Origin of the sequence: Microcoleus sp. Pol12B3, assembly GCF_036701355.1 — a bacterium.
Classification (GTDB): domain Bacteria; phylum Cyanobacteriota; class Cyanobacteriia; order Cyanobacteriales; family Microcoleaceae; genus Microcoleus.
Genome location: NZ_JAUBQS010000001.1, coordinates 15,687 through 34,184, shown reverse-complemented (window position 1 = coordinate 34,184; position 18,498 = coordinate 15,687). Strand labels below are relative to the sequence as shown.

The 18,498-nt window shown below is 45.7% G+C and carries 13 protein-coding genes and 3 pseudogenes; 3 read left to right on the top strand and 13 right to left on the bottom strand.

Translation table 11 applies throughout. The features are described 5' to 3' along the window. Positions 1 to 161: 161 nt before the first annotated feature. The 3 genes and pseudogenes from QUA53_RS00110 to QUA53_RS29080 form a co-directional block, all read right to left on the bottom strand. Entirely contained in the window at positions 162 to 872 is a 711-nt protein-coding gene (locus QUA53_RS00110) for a DUF547 domain-containing protein (RefSeq protein ID WP_333094184.1), read from the bottom strand. Between the two features lie 47 nt (positions 873 to 919). Continuing rightward, positions 920 to 1,030 (bottom strand): annotated as a pseudogene (locus QUA53_RS29085) (hypothetical protein); the annotation flags it as partial. 15 nt (positions 1,031 to 1,045) lie between these two features. After that, complete coding sequence (locus QUA53_RS29080; RefSeq protein ID WP_445304904.1) at positions 1,046 to 1,168, bottom strand: pentapeptide repeat-containing protein; 123 nt, start codon at positions 1,166 to 1,168, stop codon at positions 1,046 to 1,048. A 255-nt stretch (positions 1,169 to 1,423) separates the two neighbouring features. On the opposite strand from QUA53_RS29080, the gene QUA53_RS00105 reads away from it, so the two are divergent. Next, the gene (locus QUA53_RS00105; protein WP_333094182.1) at positions 1,424 to 2,902 is read left to right on the top strand and encodes a bifunctional orotidine-5'-phosphate decarboxylase/orotate phosphoribosyltransferase; all 1,479 of its coding nucleotides are present in this window, start codon (positions 1,424 to 1,426) and stop codon (positions 2,900 to 2,902) included. Between the two features lie 266 nt (positions 2,903 to 3,168). Here QUA53_RS00105 and nrdJ (QUA53_RS00100) read toward each other — a convergent pair whose 3' ends face one another. From nrdJ (QUA53_RS00100) to QUA53_RS00090, 3 genes are all read right to left on the bottom strand, one after another. Continuing rightward, positions 3,169 to 4,233, bottom strand: a complete 1,065-nt coding sequence (gene nrdJ, locus QUA53_RS00100) for a ribonucleoside-triphosphate reductase, adenosylcobalamin-dependent (protein WP_333094414.1) — start codon at positions 4,231 to 4,233, stop codon at positions 3,169 to 3,171. A gap of 253 nt (positions 4,234 to 4,486) precedes the next feature. Next, the gene (gene nrdJ / locus QUA53_RS00095) at positions 4,487 to 5,731 is read right to left on the bottom strand and encodes a ribonucleoside-triphosphate reductase, adenosylcobalamin-dependent (RefSeq protein ID WP_333094180.1); all 1,245 of its coding nucleotides are present in this window, start codon (positions 5,729 to 5,731) and stop codon (positions 4,487 to 4,489) included. Between the two features lie 208 nt (positions 5,732 to 5,939). Next, entirely contained in the window at positions 5,940 to 6,227 is a 288-nt protein-coding gene (locus QUA53_RS00090; protein ID WP_333094178.1) for a hypothetical protein, read from the bottom strand. Positions 6,228 to 6,411: 184 nt separating this feature from the next. On the opposite strand from QUA53_RS00090, the gene QUA53_RS00085 reads away from it, so the two are divergent. Further along, complete coding sequence (locus QUA53_RS00085; protein ID WP_333094177.1) at positions 6,412 to 7,152, top strand: hypothetical protein; 741 nt, start codon at positions 6,412 to 6,414, stop codon at positions 7,150 to 7,152. A gap of 79 nt (positions 7,153 to 7,231) precedes the next feature. Here QUA53_RS00085 and QUA53_RS00080 read toward each other — a convergent pair whose 3' ends face one another. From QUA53_RS00080 to QUA53_RS00050, 7 genes and pseudogenes are all read right to left on the bottom strand, one after another. Next, on the bottom strand, positions 7,232 to 9,394 hold the full coding sequence (locus tag QUA53_RS00080) for a DUF4394 domain-containing protein (RefSeq protein ID WP_333094175.1): 2,163 nt from the start codon (positions 9,392 to 9,394) through the stop codon (positions 7,232 to 7,234). Between the two features lie 587 nt (positions 9,395 to 9,981). Next, positions 9,982 to 11,655 (bottom strand): hypothetical protein, encoded by a 1,674-nt coding sequence (locus QUA53_RS00075; RefSeq protein ID WP_333094173.1) that lies wholly within the window; start codon positions 11,653 to 11,655, stop codon positions 9,982 to 9,984. Between the two features lie 77 nt (positions 11,656 to 11,732). Beyond that, positions 11,733 to 12,686, bottom strand: a complete 954-nt coding sequence (locus QUA53_RS00070; protein WP_333094172.1) for an ABC transporter ATP-binding protein — start codon at positions 12,684 to 12,686, stop codon at positions 11,733 to 11,735. Positions 12,687 to 13,327: 641 nt separating this feature from the next. Further along, positions 13,328 to 13,835 (bottom strand): annotated as a pseudogene (locus tag QUA53_RS29075) (DUF6745 domain-containing protein); the annotation flags it as partial. 624 nt (positions 13,836 to 14,459) lie between these two features. Next, positions 14,460 to 14,765, bottom strand: a pseudogene (locus tag QUA53_RS00060) (leucine-rich repeat protein); the annotation flags it as partial. A gap of 225 nt (positions 14,766 to 14,990) precedes the next feature. Continuing rightward, positions 14,991 to 16,031 carry an ABC transporter permease gene (locus QUA53_RS00055; protein ID WP_333094171.1) on the bottom strand — a complete coding sequence of 347 codons (1,041 nt, stop codon included), beginning with the start codon at positions 16,029 to 16,031 and terminating at the stop codon, positions 14,991 to 14,993. A 165-nt stretch (positions 16,032 to 16,196) separates the two neighbouring features. After that, positions 16,197 to 16,709: an adenine phosphoribosyltransferase gene (locus QUA53_RS00050; RefSeq protein ID WP_333094170.1), complete on the bottom strand. Its 513-nt coding sequence runs from the start codon at positions 16,707 to 16,709 to the stop codon at positions 16,197 to 16,199. Between the two features lie 210 nt (positions 16,710 to 16,919). Here QUA53_RS00050 and QUA53_RS00045 point away from each other — a divergent pair, with 210 nt between their 5' ends. Beyond that, positions 16,920 to 18,086 carry a pyridoxal phosphate-dependent aminotransferase gene (locus tag QUA53_RS00045; RefSeq protein ID WP_333094168.1) on the top strand — a complete coding sequence of 389 codons (1,167 nt, stop codon included), beginning with the start codon at positions 16,920 to 16,922 and terminating at the stop codon, positions 18,084 to 18,086. The last annotated feature ends 412 nt before the right edge of the window (positions 18,087 to 18,498 follow it).

Below are 18,498 nucleotides of genomic sequence, written 5' to 3'. Positions count from 1 at the left end.
TTTACAAGTTTTGAGCTTCAAACCATTATAATAACCTCTCTATAGTACACGTCAACTATTTACGTGATCCGATCGCCCTGTTGAATCTGGCAATTTGAAGGGGTAACGACAGCCGAAAAAAATTACTCCCTCAAAAAAACACCTATCCCTAGGCGCAAATTTTATCCTTCAACCCGATTCAAATTCCAGTCGTAAGGCAAAAAAACGATCGCCCATTTATCACCCACAGCCGCCTCCGTCCCCAAATAACCGCCCACATACTCAGCCACCGAACCCGCCGCCTTTACAAAATCCTCGCCGTACCACTTAAAAATCTTGCTCAAATAAAGCGTCTTTTTCTCGGCATCATATCGCACCTTATCAGGATTGTGAATAAAACGCCTCGCATCCGCTTCTAATTGAGTCCGTACCGACTCCGGGAAATAAGCCCCCCGGCGCAGCAGCGGGCACCCGACTGAAGCGCAAACTAATGCAAAATGGATGCGCGGTTCGGCAAATTCCGGCCGCAATATTGCGTGTTCGATTTGATTGAGACTGTACTTTTTGCCGCCAATAATCGTATTTGAACGAGTGAAAAAATCCAAAAAACTCAGCCAGTTGGGAATTCCCAAAACTTTGGGACGGATGGACGCGATCGGATATACTTCCAGAACTTGAGAAATTGCGATCGCATTATACGCATTCAGCCACAACGCCAGCCGCGCATCCGCATCAGTACCATCCGCCAAATCCAGATCCGCCAAACTTTCCAGCCACGCCCTCAAAACATCCGCCCCCTCAGCTTTCCAGCCCCGATAATTGACGCGGCCCAAATCGTCAACGTAGCGTTGCAGCAACTCGTCCCAAATCGTAAAGTCGATCGTACCGATCATTTATTACTATCCCTAATATAAGGCGGGCATTCCTTTAGCTTCTGCATCTATTTAATACTACCGTCAACCCAAATAATACCTCCAACGGTAGGATTTTTTAGATTAGCCCCGTTAAACGGGCTCTGGATTAAATTAGCTTGAGTAAAATTAGTACCTTGTAAATTAGCTTGCCGCTAAGAAGCCCCGCTCAAATTTGCCCCGGATAAATTAGCTTCCCTAAAATTTGCTTCTCTCAAATCTGTCCCTTGCAAATTCGCATTTGCTAAACTCGCGTACCGCAGGCGAATGCCGCTCAAATCGCCGCCGGGACACTGGTTAGTTTACCGCAACTAATTGATTTGCTGCGGGTTAGGTGCAATCACTGGTGTAGCCAACCCGAAAATCATTCCCCATGAAACTGCTCCCAAAGTTACAGATTTCCTGCTCTTTACATTCTACAATCTTAAAAGATTCTTAATTTCAATTTCAACGGGGATCGGTTTCTTCCGGCACAACACCCCTCCCACTTTGATCTGCAATTTTTTAAATTCCCCTTACCTCCATAACACACTATGACGGATCGAACCAACTTTTTCGATAAACTGTTAGCGGCTGTTGAAAGCAATCAAAGTTTGCTTTATTTAGCCCTCGACCCCGACCCGGAAACCTTGCCCGCCCTAGTTTCCATGACTGGGGAAGAGACTCAAACTTTTGTAACTGATTTGTTGTCAAAGCTAAAAAGTGCGATCGACGAAACAGCCGATTTAATCTGTGCCTGCAAAATCACCCTCGGTTTTTACCAATCTCTCGGTATTCCCGGTTGGGCATTGCTGCAAGAAATTTTAACAATTATTCCCCCTCACCTGCCAGTAATTTTAGATGCCAAACACTGCGATTTAAATACCAGCACAGTGTTTGCCAAAATTGTATTTCAAGACTGGCGAGTTGACGCTATTACCTTAAGTCCCTATCCCGGATTCGACCAAGTAGCGCCATTTTTGTTATACGCTGGAAAAACTGTTTTTGTCCTCTGTGCCAGCGCCAACCCGTCAGCGGCGGCTTTGCAAGAATACCCAACGCCAAACAACCCTTTTTACTTGCAATTAGTCCGACTCTCTCAAACTTGGGGAACTCCCGAAAAAGTCGGTTTAGAAGTAGGAGTAATGCCGGATATGTTAGCCCGCATCCGCAAAGAGGCTCCTGAACGCCTGATTTTAGTCGAAGGAGACATCCCCGCAGAAAATGACCTAACAGAAGAAAACGACCTCGCACAACTGCTGGCGGCTGGTTTAAGCAAGAATGGTGAAGATTTGCTGCTGCCAGTCCCCCCGAGCTTATTAGCGGGGAAAGAGCCGCGCCGAGAAATTGAGAAATTGCGGGATAGTATTAATAAACAGAGGCTGCGGGCGATCGAAGGTAGTCCCACTTGCGAATTGTGGCTGCCGGATGTTTGCTTTTTGCAACCGGAACCTCATCGCGATTTAATCTTGCAACTTTATGACATCGGCTGCGTAGTTTTTGGCGACCACGTACAAGCATCGGGCGCCGTATTTCCATATTACATCGACTTGCGGAAAATAATTTCTATTCCGCAGATTTTCCACCAAATTGTCAGCGCTTATGCAGACATTCTCAAGGATTTAAAATTCGATCGCATTGCCGGAATTCCCTACGGTTCTTTACCCACAGCAACGGGTTTAGCATTGCGGATGGAACGCCCGATGATTTTCCCGCGCAAGGAGGTGAAAACTTACGGTGCAGGCAAATTGATTGAGGGGCATTTTCAGGCAGGAGAAACGATTGTCGTAGTCGATGATATTTTGATTAGTGGCAAAAGCGTGATGGAAGGCGCGGCTAAGTTAAAATCGGCTGGCTTGAATGTGGAAGATATCGTGGTATTAATCGACCACGAACAGGGAGTCAAAGATAAGATGCAGGCCAACGGTTATCGCGCACATTCTGTGCTAGCGCTTTCGGAAATAGCTGAAGTTTTGTATCGAGCAAGTCGCATTGATACCGAGCAATTCAAGCTTTTGACGGCGGAACATTAAACCCCAATTCCTCTAGGGCATACTTTTACCAACCATAATCGCCAAAAATTAATAATCTGAGCAACCTGCCCCCACTCAATGTACGTTTTTTCCCTGATATCGGAAGTTAGTGCATTTGGCTTTTGGGATTTTAAAATCCCAAAAGCCTTTCGACCCCAATTATTTGAACGCTACCCCTTGACAGACCAAGACAGTATCTACGATTTTATGTTTATCTGGAATTAAACATAAAAAATCCCCCATTTGGGGGATTTACTTCAAGGCTATTACATAGCCTTAGTCTCCGGCATCAAACACTTATCAGAATCGCAGCCCGCCGGCCCCGAATCCATCATTTCACCTAAGTCATAGCGACTCAAAGCCGCATGAAAAACATCAATTTCGCGGCGCGCTAAAGTCTCTTCCACCATCTTGGTGTAAGTTTCCTTGTTTATCGGTTCAAAGGGCAAACGCGGGAAAGTTTCAAGAGCATCAAACCGAGCCAAAAGCGCTGCGGAAATGTAGCCTTCATCATCGCGAATCGCTTCGTAAATCCGAGTACCCAAACTTTCTACTTCATTTTCGCGCAATTCAATTGTGGCCGAAGTGTTATGTCGCACATAGAACTTTTGCACCTGCATATAAAAGTCCATTTGTGCCGCCGCTGAGAACTTGTTAATGTCAATTTCATCAGCACCGGGCAAGTCAGCCCAACTTACAGCAACAGGTATTTCTACCAGCCATTCTGTACAGCGTTCGTCGAAGGGATTGTTCAGCAAATTGCCGTTTTCATCTTTGTCAGATTGAGACGGAATCACGTTGTATCCGTAGTCGATGCAGGCGAGGGCTACGGGGTCGTTTTTGCCGAAAGTGATTCGGCGAATAAAACGCTGGGCTTTCGGCGGATGCCAGCCGGGGGAAGCACCTGTCAGCAGAGATTTAGTACCCGATGGTTGAACGGTTGTGCAGCGATTTGGGCGTTTTAAGGAATGGCGATCGCAATAATCCCATACTACGCGATCGACAATCTCGCGCCAACCACTCAAATACTCTTCTTCCCGCTGTTTAAAAGCGATTCCTTGCGGAGTTTGCGGGCGGCCTTCCACCCACCAGCGCAGCCACTCAACGCCGAAAGCGTGAACGAAGAAATCGAACAATCCCGTGAAAGATACGCCGACAATCGGGTCTAGTTCGCGGCTGTATTGATAGCGGGGTTCAAGAAATTTGTGATTGAGAAGTACCGCGACAGATAGAGCCGCAGCCCTGAAAGCTTCCTCCTGTTCTTTGAAGTTGTAAGGATCAATTTGATTGAGGTGAACCTCCGCCAAATTACAGTGGAAATTAGAGCCGATGATTTCCAGTTTTGTTACCCTAAAGGCTTTTTATCCTTTAGTTCTACAGATTCGATTTTCTCTGTAGCTCGGCGTACTTTTTCATCTACTTTACTTGTAAATGCCCCGCACTCTTGCCAGGATTATATTCTTCAAAAAAGAAGGTTCACCCGGTACGCTCTACGGTGGTAAAGAATTTTTAATTCCCTTACTTACCTCGGAGTTAACATCTCAGTCTTCTCCGATTTTGCGAAGTTTTTAACGTGAGGCAAAATTACTTACCACACGGGTTTAAGCCCACACGGACTAACCGATGCTCTAATTCTTCCGCAGTCATATTAGGATAGCGTTCCTGCAACCACTCTTTAGATTTTCCTTCGTCGTAAGCTTTCAAAAATTCAAGTTTAAGACTCGGTGTTGAAAGTAAATCAACGTTAGATCTAGCTACAGCTTCGCCGGCCCATTGAATCGCACCTTCGCCGCTGTAATACTGTTTGCGGACAGCATCAATACATTCTTCTAGTGTAGGTTTGGTATGGAAAACTCGCGTATGGTTAGCCATCCGAAGGGCATCGCGTTCTGGATCTATTCTCCAGTTGCCGCTTTCATCTTGTTGCCACAAATTGTTTTTAGCATTTGCCCCCAGTTCGTCATCAGAAGAAAACTGACGCATTCCGGCCGATCTTCTAATATTTCCGGCGACGATCGTGACCGCCGCTTCATCTATCAGAACGCAGCATTCAACTGAATTTAACTGCCGCCCTAAAGCTTTATTCAAAATAGCTGCGCAGCGCTGATAAAGGTCAGGCAATTTCACCGGATTTGCTACTCCGCCAAAACCTTTTAAAGGTTCTCCCACCGGGCGAACATCGCTCAAATCAATGAATACTTGAACTTCTCCTGCAAATCTTTCATCTGTGGATAATTCCAGCAAAGTTTGATAGGAGTTTACCCAACCTTGGCGAGAATCTCCGACATAAATAGTTGCGGTTTTTTCTGCTATTTTTACTTCTGTTTCTTGACGGCGCGACTGGGCGGGTGTAGAGCCGATTTCGCCTTGCATGGTTAGGGTTAAACGGTTGCGAATCGGCGGCAGTTGGTTGATATATTGTGGTTCCAAGACTGCCCCAGTGCCGCAGCCCATCATTGCCAAATCCATTAACAAGCCAAAGGAACGCCAGTCGAGAATATTTGTTGAGGAGCAATTATATGCGCCGGAAAAATTCTCTGGTTGCTCGATCCATTTGCTGCCGCCTACCCACAGCCAGCGGCCTGAAGCGAGGGTTTTGAGCTGGTTTTGCATCCGGTGCAGCAGTTGTGTTTCTTCGGGGGTGAGGTTTCCCAGCTTTTGCAGCCCCTTGACTGTTCGATCGCACACTTGGGCCCAAGTCTCCCTTCCCGTCTCGGTACGGCGACTGTAAGTCCTGAAAAATACTGGATTGGCTGCGGGTGCTGTTTCGGGGAAATCGGACAGGTTGCGTTTCTCGCTGGCACTCGATCGCTCTAATTCTCGAACCATAGGTTGTGTACTGACGTGTCGGAATATATCAACAGACTACGAATATACAACAGGATTCAGATTTAGGGTTAAAGGTTAATATATTTGACAATTTGCACTAGATATGGGGATCGCAAGTGTACAAGCTCGATCGAGCGATCGACTCAAAACTTGACAAAAAAACCCGATTTCTTCCTGAAACCGAGTGAATAGCAAATCTTGTCAATTGTCAATCCTTTGTCAATAAAAACTCAATATTGGGTAACAGCGGGTCTTGAACAACCCCCACACCGTTAAATCCCCAACGTTCGAGTAGCTTTTTTACCTGAGAACCGGAAATTGATTCTACTCCGAATCGATCGGCAACATCAGCAGCGTGGGCGTTGAGATAGCTCAAAGCGTCATAGTCTTCGCGAAACATCAGCAGGTAACTCACCGCCGAATCTGGATTGGGACAAGCGCTGATATATTTGCCGTCAGCACGAGAACGCAGCAAGTAAAAAACTTGAGATAACATCTTATGTTTTAGCTGTTCAGATTGGCGATGAATTGTAGGGACTTACGCAAAGGTGCAATTTTTGCACTATTTGTAGGGGGTAAAGTGCTTAGGGCCCGCCTTACAGATAGAGTTTATGCGTAACTCCTAAATTTATTATAGTTTAAAATAGAGAAAACATCAACAACTTCAGGAATAATAAAAAATGAAAAATTTTTCAAGATTAAACGTATCGACCGGGAAGATTTGGAATAGCATAGCCTTTTTCTCTTTCGCTACTATCTTAGGCTGCTTATTGTCGCCAAGCTATCAAATTCTTGACCCTATAGATATAACTAAAATTATCCTAGCTCCTGTCAAATTTATTTTGTACATTCCTTTAAATTTCTTATCTTCATTATCTAATTTTAGTTGGGATAGTTTAGCTTGGTTGCTTTGGCTGTCAATCTTGCTAATTTGGGTGTACAGTCTAAGCAATGCACGTCTACGGCTGAAACAGTTTCGTTGGTGGATAATTCCATTGCTAGCAGGGATTCTGTCACTAACTTGGGCAACACATCTTGTATTATGGTTGAATTTCACGCTTTACAAGCCGGAATTAGAAAAATTAGCCGACCGAGTAAAATTCGCAACCTCTCAAAACAAAGTATTGGAGTTTAATCCGAGTCAAAAAATAGGAATTTTGGAGGTTCTTGGTGTCTATAGAGTGTACGACCCATCTGAATCTGCCCCAAATAATCTGGCAATCTCGCCGACAACAACCAATATCACCTCAATTGAGATAGAGGGTAAGTGGGCGCATCAGGGTTTCGTTCGGGATTTATCTCGCAAAGCCGGTGGTTTCCAAGCTATAAATTTTCGCTTGGCCCCCGGTAGCAACAACGGCGATCAAAATATTTTTTATCTCGGCGAGGGTTGGTATGCTTTCCAAAACTTGTTTGACTAACAGGACTTATGCCTTAACCATATTTGTAAGGTGCGTAATTCGCACCTTACTACTATTCCAGATTGGCAACTAAGAACATCTAAATCAAAGTTAGTGCCAAACCTTTAAATCCCCTGCCGTCGCCAATTTGACCGACGATCGAAGCTTGACCTGTGGTCAAATTGATATTGTACAGGCTGGAAACTCCCCCAACCTCGATCGCAGCCAAAGCCGTCTGGTTACCGTTAACACTCCTGATATCAAAGCCGAGAACAGTACCAGCATCAATTCCCAAAGATCCGATCGTATTCAACACTCCATTATTCGGCGGATCTTGCCGCACCAAAACGTCTAAATTGGTGTCAATTGCAAATAGTGTCGTCGAAGTTGCCCCTGCAAAGTTATTCACATATGCAGCAGCAGCAGCAGCGCCGGGATTGCCAAAATTGCGATCGCCCGCAGCATAAGCCAAATTCCCGTCGAGTTGAATTCCCCCCGTCAGGGTGTCAAAATCTACAAGTGCCCCAGTATCAGGGTTGAGACGGGCGTTTTGACCGGCTTGATTGACAAACCGAATTCGATCGACCGTCGGATTGAAATCAAAACCCGCAGCCCCCGGAGTTAGGGGAACAGCAAACTGCCCGCTACCGACTTGACTTGCAGCCCCAGTAACTGGATTAATCGCGTACAAGCGATTGCTAGAACCCACACCGTAAAGCACACCGTTAGCGGGGCGAAAATCAATTCCCAGCAAACTTTCTCCGGGCTGCAATCCTGTAACTGCCACGTCGCTGAGAATTGCCCGCGGTCCCGCCTCGTTAAAACCGACAATTGTTTCAGCGCCATTTCTGACAGTTAAAGCGTAAGCTGTAGGCAAAGGCAAAGCCAAACCGTTAATCTGTCTCCCGTCGGCAATTTGACCGACAAAGGAAGCTTGACCGCTACTTAAATTGATATTGTACAAGCCCGAAACGCCCCCAACTTCCAGGGCCGCCACTGCCACCTCGCGGCCGCCAATACTCCTGACATCAAAGCCGAGAACGCTAGTAGCATCAACTCCCAAAGATCCGATCGTATTCAACACTCCATTATTCGGCGGATCTTGGCGCACCAAAACATCCAAATCGCTGTCAATTGCAAACAGGGTGGTGGAAGTTGCGCCGGCAAAGTTATTCACATACGCAGCCCCAGCAGCAGCCGGAGAACTTCCAAAATTGCGATCGCCTGCAGCATAAGCCAAATTCCCGTCGAGTTGAATTCCCCCCGCCAGCGTGTCAAAATCCACAAGTGCCCCGGTATCCGGGTTGAGGCGGGCGTTTTGATCGGCTTGATTGACAAACCGAATTCGATCGACTGTCGGATTGAAATCAAAACCCGCAGCCCCCGGAGTTAGTGGAACAGCAAACTCCCCGTTACCCACTGGACTTGCTTCCCCAGTCATCGGATTGACAGTATACAAGCGATTGCTAGAACCCACACCGTAAAGCAAACCGTTAGCCGGCCGATAATCAATTCCCAGCAAACTTTCTCCCGCTTGCAATCCAGTCACGGGCAAATCTGAGATCACACTTCCCGGATTGGAAAGGCTAAAACCGACAATCCGATTAGCAGGAGTTAAAGCATAAGCCGTTGTCCGCGCTGGAGGCGGGGGATTGGGAACAACGCTGCTAATATTATTAGTGAAACTTGCCTGGTTGATCGCACTTTGTCTCACCCCTTGGAGGGTAGCGAGAAATTCTCCTGTTACGCGGTCTTGGATAACAGTATTGTTTCCAGCTTCTAGAATATTTAAGTCGCTAAAACTAAGACCTTCCCCCAAACCGATTAAATCTGTACCTGGTACAAAATCGGCGATCGCGTCCGCATTTGCCAAACTAACACCGCCGCTGGTACGACCAGGATCTGCCTCCGCATAGCGCCTCAAAACAAATAAGTCTGCCCCGTCTCCGCCTATCAGGATATCAGTATCTCGATCGCCCGACAAAACATCATTGCCGGAGTTTCCCGAAATGGAATCGCTGCCTTTTCCGCCCACCAAAAAATCGTTACCGTCTCCGCCGTTAACAGTGTCGTTCTCTAAATCTCCAAAAAGCGAATCTTGACCTAAATTGCCCTCAATTAAATCGCTTTGTTTTCCTCCATAAATACTGTCATTACCAGAGTTTGCCGTAATGGTGTCATTGCCCATCAAACCAAAAATTAGGTCATTTTCTGGAGTCCCTGCTAGCAAGTCTGCTTGTGCGCTGCCTCTAATATCTGCCACGATCTAATTACCCTCTAAATTTGATACTTTTGATACTTCTGTTGCCTAACGACGGCGGTATTCTCAGTCAAAATATCACAAATTAGCACTTTTAGGATAGTTTTTCTTATTTTCGGCTGTAGGGGTGGGTTGTAATCAAAGTATTACAGGCAGCTCAAATGATACATAAACTCGCCCCCGGATTAAAATAAACTCACTCCTAAATACAGACCACTTAGCAGTATTTTATAGTTTGCTGTGTCGCTAAGGGCGATCGCAGCTCAACTGCAAACAGGCAAGCTGAAATTTTTAGCGGTGCGAACCTATGAAATTTTGTACTGCTTTCATTAGTAATATACGCTGACTCTATAATTTTGGATCGGTACAGTCAGAAATTATTTTTTAACTTTAATCTTAAAGCCTGCGAAGGTGGGCTTTGTGTGTGTAGCGGCGACCACCATCGCTCAATATAAAGTGGATTATTATAAATGCAGAATTGGCATAATAATTTAGTTTAACAGTCGTCTTCAGACGACTTAAGCTTTCAGGCAGGGGTTTAAGCCCCTGCCTGAATCGGAGTTTCACGTTTGATCCCTTCCCCTGCTTTTTCACGCTTTCAGCAGTGCTTTAGAAGCTGATTGCCCTGCGAGTCTCAGTTGCGATCGCAATTTGAGATTCAACAACACCAAGACAGTCCACTGACTCAGTATGGAGAGCAAAATCGTATTTCCTGACGCTGCCAGAGACGACGAAGACCAAAAGCCACCAAATGTTGAACACAACCACAAAAGAGGAGCTTTTTCAGGGGTTAGCAAGAGCATAGATAAAATCAGAGGCGGCAACAAGATAGCGCCACCGACTGTGCAGGCAGCCCAAATTTCCTGATTTCGGGTTTTTGTAAATAGGAATAGTTGGGTGATGGCTGCGTAAATTAGGATTATGTTCAGGCAGAAAATTACACCCCAAAATCCATTATTCTCACTTTTTTCCAACAGTGCCCAAGGTGTTAAAATTATTACTGAGCTGAGGAAATTAATCGCGATCGCAACTACAGCCGGACTTTTATCGCTCCAAATTAAATCGAGTAGTGGGTAGCGTCGCCACAGCTTCTGATTGCTGGGAACGATTTGTTTCCGATACCTCGCCCAATCGTACAATGATTGTCTGTCAGATGTTAAAGCTGCAATTAAAGCTAAGAACATCACCAAATTCAAGATAAGTAAACAGATGAGATTAGCGTTGTCTGGGGCGTCTGATTGGAGTGCAAACCCTAAAAATATTACCTGACAGCAGATAACTAGCAAATAACTTTGCCGCTTGCTCAAAACTGTAGCACTGGGATTTGGAAAGCGGCGCTGCCATCCCTGCCACATCCAGTAGGTTCCTGTACCACAAACCAAGAGAGACAAAGCAATGCCACTCGCAATATTTGTACCCACTGGCGAGTAAAACCATTGCAACTTGTCTGAGTTTTCAACTAACGAATCGAAATCAGTTTTATCAACTATAAAAAGCTGATATCTCAGCATAGCAATGGGAGACAAAAAATGTAACACATCCCCAGCAGTTCGCGTGAGCGGCAGCCAAGAAATCCCAAACACAACAAAAACCATAGCGCTAGCCAACCAAGGTTGAAATCCTCCCAACCAACTGGTTGTCAATCCAAATAGCATCGCCGTGCTGTAAAACAAAGCACAGCTACCTGCAACCGCTATGTAGAAACATAAAATTTCATGTAGGGGTATTTGAGCGACTAATCCAGCGTACAAATGCAGCGGTACTGTCAGAATTGCTGCTAGATACAGTAAAATTGGGACGCCGAGCATTTTGCCGAGAAAAATTGTTTTTGCTGACTGGGGACTGAGGCGAATAAAGTTGAGCGTGCCGCGGCGTTCCTCCTTGTCTAAGTCGCTGACCAGCATATAAGTCCCTCCTACTAATAGGGCTAACACGCTCAATATGCTCAGCCAAATGAATATCTCTAGCCACCACATCGGCCAGTTAATAACAAAGTTGCCGAAGGCATCTCTGACGCACTGTTTCTCAGACGCAGAGCGAATGGCACCATCGAAAGTGCAAAATCTGTGATAGATGGGGTTAGTGTACTCTCCATGAGGTGGGGGAACGGGTATCTGGGCATTGAAAGACTTGAACAGTAGCAGTTGAGCGCTTACGGAAAAGGCAGAGGCGATCGCCATATTGCCAGTATTCAAGCGACCTTTGATTTCTCGAAATAACTGGGGATTCCAGTTGCCTATTTTGTCTAGTAAGTGGAGTGTCATTGGTTATTGGTGATTAGGAATGGGTGACGACTTAGTTATAACTCACTGTTTATTGTGGGAAACAGGAAACGAGCAAATTAGGATGCTTGCTGGTGCCCCATCTTGAGGAAGATGGTTTCTAAGTCTTCTTGAGTGCAGTGGAATTCGGTTAGGGGAATGTTGGCCGCGACGAGTTCGCGTAATAAATTGGCTGCATCTTCCGGGCTTCCTGAAAAATCAACGCACACCTGCTGAGTTTCCGGGATTATTGCCCAATTTTCCACCCAAGGAAAGTTTTTTAATTCCGATGTTAGCGCTTCTAATTTATTTGCTAAAACCGACATAAAAATTTGCTGGCGGCTGAGGCGTTTGTAAAGTTCTTGTAAAGGTGCGCTTTCGACCAGATATCCGAGTTCCATGATGCCTACCCAGGTACAAAGTTCGGCTAAGTCACTGAGGACGTGAGATGATATGACTACGGTCATGCCGGCTTCTTGCAAAACTTTGATAATTTCGCGGAACTGCATTCGGGCGATCGGATCTAAGCCAGAAACGGGTTCGTCTAACAACAACAATAGCGGTTCGTGGATAATAGTTCTTCCCAAACTGAGGCGCTGTTTCATTCCCCGCGACAGGGTGGAAATTAAGCTGTTGCGCTTGTTGGTTAGTTGCACCAGTTCTAACACGGAGTTGATTCGCTCTCGGCGGCGCGGTTGCTGGAGGTTGTAGAGTCGGGCAAAATAGTCTAAATAATCCCAAACAGTCAAGTCGTCGTAGAGGGGAAAGTCATCGGGAAGAAAGCCGATGCGCTGTTTGAGAATCGGGTGCGATCGATCGCGCAATAACCTATCCCCGTTGATGTAAATTTCCCCTGTAGTCGGTTCCTCAGCAGCCGCCAACATCCGCAGCAAAGTAGTTTTGCCGGCACCGTTGGGGCCGATCAGTCCGCATACTTCGCCTGCTGCTACTTGCAAATCGATGTCATTGACTGCTATATGGCGATCGAATTGTTTCGTCAGCCCGCGAGTTTCTATTGCTAGTTGTTTTGCCATTTTTGGATGGTAAATGAATTTTTATTGGTGCATTTCTGGGAATAATAGGAGTTGGGGAGGGCGGGTTTATTTAACCTGTCTGCAAACTTTAAGCCTACTGGCGAACCCGCCCCTACAGCTAATGGAGAATGCAGCAATATCTCAGATAGATCCGATCCGTTATTACAAACGCCATGTCTTGTAGGGGCAGGTTCACCGACAATAATTGCCGAAAACCGACAATCTTATAAACCTGCCCCCGCCCGACGACAAATCGCTAATCTACCGGACAGGATATTACGCATCCACACCAAAGAAACAGGGTTTTTGTCGCTTTTAGGTGCTATAACTAAGTATTCCCCAAAAAAAACCGTTTCCCATCGTCCGCGCGTAAGTCCCGATTGAAATAGATGCCTACAGCTAGCCTAGCTCGTTCTTGCAGGAATTGTCATCTCGTTTCTGAAATTAAAACAAAGACATTATCGATCGCTGAAATCCTTGCTAATATTAACTCTTCCTTCTTCCTTCTTCCCTCTTCCTTCTTCCTTCTGCTATAGCCTTTCTCAAAAAGATGAGGTATGATTGATAGATTATATAACCACTTAAACGTATAGGGCTAAAGCCCAACTACGTACCTCATCTTTCGCTCGAACCGCTATATATCAAGTCTGCACGGAAAATTCCTCTGCATCGATATCCCAATTTGCCCAGCGAATTGCCTCCCTAGCTGATGTCAAGTCAGGCGGCACTCTCAAAGCGTGAATGAATCCCGTACTCGGACAAGTCATTTTTAACAAACTAATCGGCTCGACATCGGCGTTATCTATTTGTAATAGTGCATATTCCTGCCAACTATCTATCTATTTGTTTGGCTTCCAACTCTTGACAAATGCGATCTTACCCAATTCCTTCAATTAACACTCGCCTCAGCTCGGCATTCTCTTCTGCTATAAGCCATTGGGATTGCCATTTATTTGGGTGGAGTTGACCGTATTTTTCAGGCAATCTGACGCCGTGATAATAGTAAAAATTCCATCCATCCGCAAACTCAATCGCAGGTTCTCCTTCCGCGTGCAAGCGGTTTTGACTGTCAAAGCGCAGGTGGCGGGGGCGATCGCACACAAAGCAAGTTTTTTCAAAGGGAAATATAAAACCGCAATGCTCGAAAAGCAGCTTTTGGCAGTGATGTATTTCTTGTGCCTTTTGGGAAAGATTGACGCCTAATGAAGAGATATACCATTGAGTCAAATAGATTTCTTTAAGCAAAGTCGTGGGGGTTTCAGGGGATGTCAGGTCGTACAAAGAATGGGAAAAATCATGCTCTATAGTTGGTTCAGATCGCCCATATTCGTTAGCAAAGTCCCTCATTAGCCAAATCAGTGTGCTATCTGTTTCGGGCTCGATTGTCACGCGATCGAGTTCATACTCCCACACCGCCGGACTGGCAAATTCTCCCACAATCGATCGAGACATCCATTTCCCGTCTAGCTTTTGCCCCGGTCGATTCCAGATCCATTCGTTTGAGCAGTTTAGTGAACGATCGCATTTCAGCAAGTTGAAGATTTGGAGATAAGCGTCGCGGGGACTGCTGCAAATAATCACTTCTGGTGCTTCTATGCCAATAGCTGCATAGGCAATTTTGACTGCTTCTGTGGCTTTTTCAGCATCAATTGGCTTAGTCGAGAGAGCAAGACGTTTCTGTGCGAGTTCGCCTAACACTCTAAGAGGGGCAATTGGAGGGTAATAGTAGCCGAAAGACAGTTGTTTCAGATTGGTCAGCGAGCGGAGGGAGCTGATGTCGGTAATTCGATTATCGCCGAGATACAGTGTTGTTAGATTGGTGAGCGAGCCGAGGGAGCTGATATCGGTAATTTGATTCATGCAGAGATTTAGTGTTGTCAGATTGGTGAGCGAGCGAAGGGAGCTGATGTCGGTAATATAATTCCAGTTGAGCATCAGTGTTGTCAGATTGGTGAGCGAGCCGAGGGAGCTGATGTCGGTAATTTCATTGATGTAGAGATCCAGTTTTGTCAGATTGGTGAGCGAACCGAGGGAGCTGATGTCGGTAATTTCATTGCCACCGATATCGAGTTCTGTCATGCTTAAAAGTATTCGCTCCGCAGCTTCAGCATCATCAGTCCCAGCCTGTTTTAACAACACTTCAACTGTGTGCCTTGCCCCTTCTGAAAGACTGTCAATATGCCTGCACCAGTCGGCAAAGCGGCTAAAACTCCTTGGCTCGTTTGGTTTTTGTTCTGACATAAAACACTCCAAGGGGGACAAAATTTGAGTGACAATTGACATCCGATCGCTGAGTGAAGTCTGTTATTTCAAATCTTCCAGCTTAATCCGAGGATCGACAGCTTTCAGCAGCAAATCCGCCAACAAATTCCCCACAATCAACATCGTCGCACCCATCATCAAACTTGCCATTACTAAATACAAATCTTGATTGTTCACCGCATCCAGAGTCAGCTTTCCCAAACCCGGCCAATTAAAGAAATATTCGGCAATAAACGCACCGCTCAACAAACTAGCAAACTCAAAACCCAATAGGGTAATTAACGGATTAACAGCATTTCGCAAAGCATGAATGTAAATTACTCGATCGTCCGGCAAACCTTTCGCCCGTGCTGTTCGGATATAATCTTGACGCAGCACGTCCAACAATTGTCCGCGCATCAATCTTTGCAAACCCGCAAAACCAGTAAGGCTGAGGGCGACAGTTGGCAAAATTAAGTGCCAGCCGTAATCGAGGATTTGACCCCACCAAGGTAAGTCTGCATGGTCAATACTTGTCATTCCTCCGACGGGAAACAGAGGCGAAGTATTCTGAGCAAAAAATAGCAGCAGCAACGCTGTGATAAAGCTCGGAAATCCCTGTCCCGTGTAGCTGACTACTTGCAGAACTCGATCGACTGTGCGGTTTTGATTGACGGCGGCGATAATTCCCAAGGGAATCGCGATCGCCCACGTCACCAACAAAGATGCGATCGCCATTAATAACGTCGCCGGTACCCGTTCCCACAGCAGCGAAGCTACGGATCGCTGATACACAAAACTCGTGCCAAAATTCCCCCGCGTCACAATTTGTTGCAGCCACAGCCAATACTGCACAATCGCTGGTTTATCTAAGCCGAACTGCTGTTCGAGTTGCTTGAGTGTCTCCGGCGAAATCTTCGGATTTTGGCTCAAAGTATCCAAGTAATTGCCCGGTGCTAGCTCAATAATTGCAAAACAAAGCATCGAAGCCAAAAATAGCGTTAAAAGTGCCTGCAACAGTCGCTTTAAAACATAAGTAAATGTCTCGTTGCCAAACAGAGAATTCAACGCTCGCCAATTCCGATTTAACTTAAGAGAAGTCATGCTATTTTAGATTTTAGATTTTAGATTTTAGATTTGTGAATGAGTGATAACTACCAGGTTGGGAGGGTGCCTACATTTGCATTATTTTTTATAACTGGTATCCTTAGTAAGATGTAGGGTGCGCACTGCGCACCTTACCACAACGAGTAATTAACAGTGAACTAACTAATATTCCACTAGCGTGACGATCGGCACATCGGGCAATTTCTGCCTGCCGCCCAAACCCTGCAATTCAATGATAAAAGCAAAACCGACAAGCTCGCAGCCAGCTTGCTCTAACAACTTAGCCGTCGCAGCCGCTGTTCCGCCAGTGGCGATTAAATCGTCCACAATCAGCACCCGGCTGCCGGATGTCATCGCATCTCGGTGCATCTCCAGTCGATCGACACCGTACTCCAACTCGTACTCAGCAAAATGAACCGCACCGGGTAGTTTCCCCGGTTTGCGGACAGGAATAAAGCCTATTCCCATTTTATAAGCCAAAGGCGCGCCAAAGATAAAGCCGCGCGATTCCATGCCCACCACATAGTCAGCAGACATTGCAGAGCATTTTTCGGCTAAGTTGTCAATGGTGTAACTGAGCCCTTGCGGGTCGCGCAGCAAAGTTGTAATGTCTCGAAACAGAATTCCCGGCTTGGGGAAATCAGGAATGTCGCGAATCAGAGATTTGAGATCCATAAGCTTGCAGATCGGCGTTGAGGGTAATGAGGCATCAAAAATGGTACAATAATAATGTCAATCGATTTTAAATTTTAGATTTTAGATTTTAGATTTGAGATTTTAGATTTACTATATGTAAACAAATGTCATAATTTCCTAACAACAGGGTTGAATATCAAGATTTGTCACCCTATGATCTAAAGTCAAAAATCTAATATCTAAAATCCAATGATTAAGTTGGCAGCACGAGTGGGTGAGGTTTCTCCTTCTATAACCTTGGCGATCGCCGCTAAGGCTAAAGCCATGAAGGCCGAAGGGATTGATGTCTGTAGTTTGAGTACGGGAGAACCAGACTTTGATACCCCCGAACACGTTAAAGCAGCGGCAAAACAAGCTTTAGACGAGGGGAAGACTAAGTACGGTCCTGTGGCTGGGGAACCGCAGTTAAAAGCTGCGATCGCCCGCAAACTCCGCGATGACAATAATCTCAACTATCAACCGGAAAATATCATTGTCACCAACGGTGGCAAGCATTCCCTCTACAATCTGATGATGGCTCTGATCGAGCCTGGAGAAGAAGTAATTATTCCGGCTCCCTACTGGCTAAGCTACCCAGAAATGGTGAAACTCGCCAGCGGCAAGCCAGTAATTGTACAGACTGATGCTTCTACAGGATATAAAATTACACCGGAACAACTGAGTCGAGCGATTACTCCCAAAACCAAGTTATTTGTACTGAATTCGCCCTCTAACCCGACGGGAATGGTTTATACTCCGGCGGAACTCAAAGCATTGGCCGAAGTGATAGTCGATCGAGATATTTTAGTCGTTGCTGACGAGATTTACGAAAAAATTATATATGACGGCGCTCAACACGTCAGCATCGGTTCCCTAGGCAAAGAAATCTTCGATCGCACCCTAATCAGCAGCGGTTTTGCTAAAGCTTACTCGATGACAGGCTGGCGAGTCGGTTATTTGGCCGGACCGATCGAATTAATCAAAGCTACCGGCACGATTCAAGGTCACAGTACCTCAAATGTGTGTACTTTTGCACAGTACGGGGCGATCGCAGCTTTGGAAAGCAGTCAAGAGTCTGTCGAAACAATGCGTCTAGCTTTTGCCCAAAGGCGTCAGGTAATATTTGAATTACTCGATGCTATCCCTGGGATTAGCTGTATTAAACCAGACGGTGCTTTCTATATGTTTGTCAACATCAGCAAGACTGGATTGAATTCTCTGGAATTTTGCGACGCTTTCTTAGAACAGCAGCAAGTAGCCGTTATTCCGGGGATTGCTTTTGGTGCAGACGACCATATTCGCTTGTCTTACGCCACCGATTTAAGCACAATTAAAAAAGCTGTAGAAAGGCTGGATAAATTTGTCCGCAGCATCTAAAAATTAGTTAGTAGTCATTAGTCATTAGTCATTAGTCATTTGCTATTTGTTCTTGGTAGCCACTGACTAATTACCGATGGCTGTTGACTATTGACTGTTGACTGACTACTGCTGATTGTTGACTAATACCCATTTTAAAAAGTCTTGCTACAGTAATTGTCCTATAGCAATCCTTACAGGAGTCGTAAATTTTTTACCCCACCCCAGCTCTCCCCGAACCCGCGGTTCGGGAGTAAGAAATTCACAAATGATTTAGGATGGCTATATATAAATTATCGTTCATTCGCTCTTACCACCTGCCGGACACGGCAGTGCCGTTTCCGGCAGGCGATAGCTGATAATTGATATCTAGCACTACTTTTCAGAATTGGTATAACTACGGCTGACCAATGACCAATGATTAATGACTCAT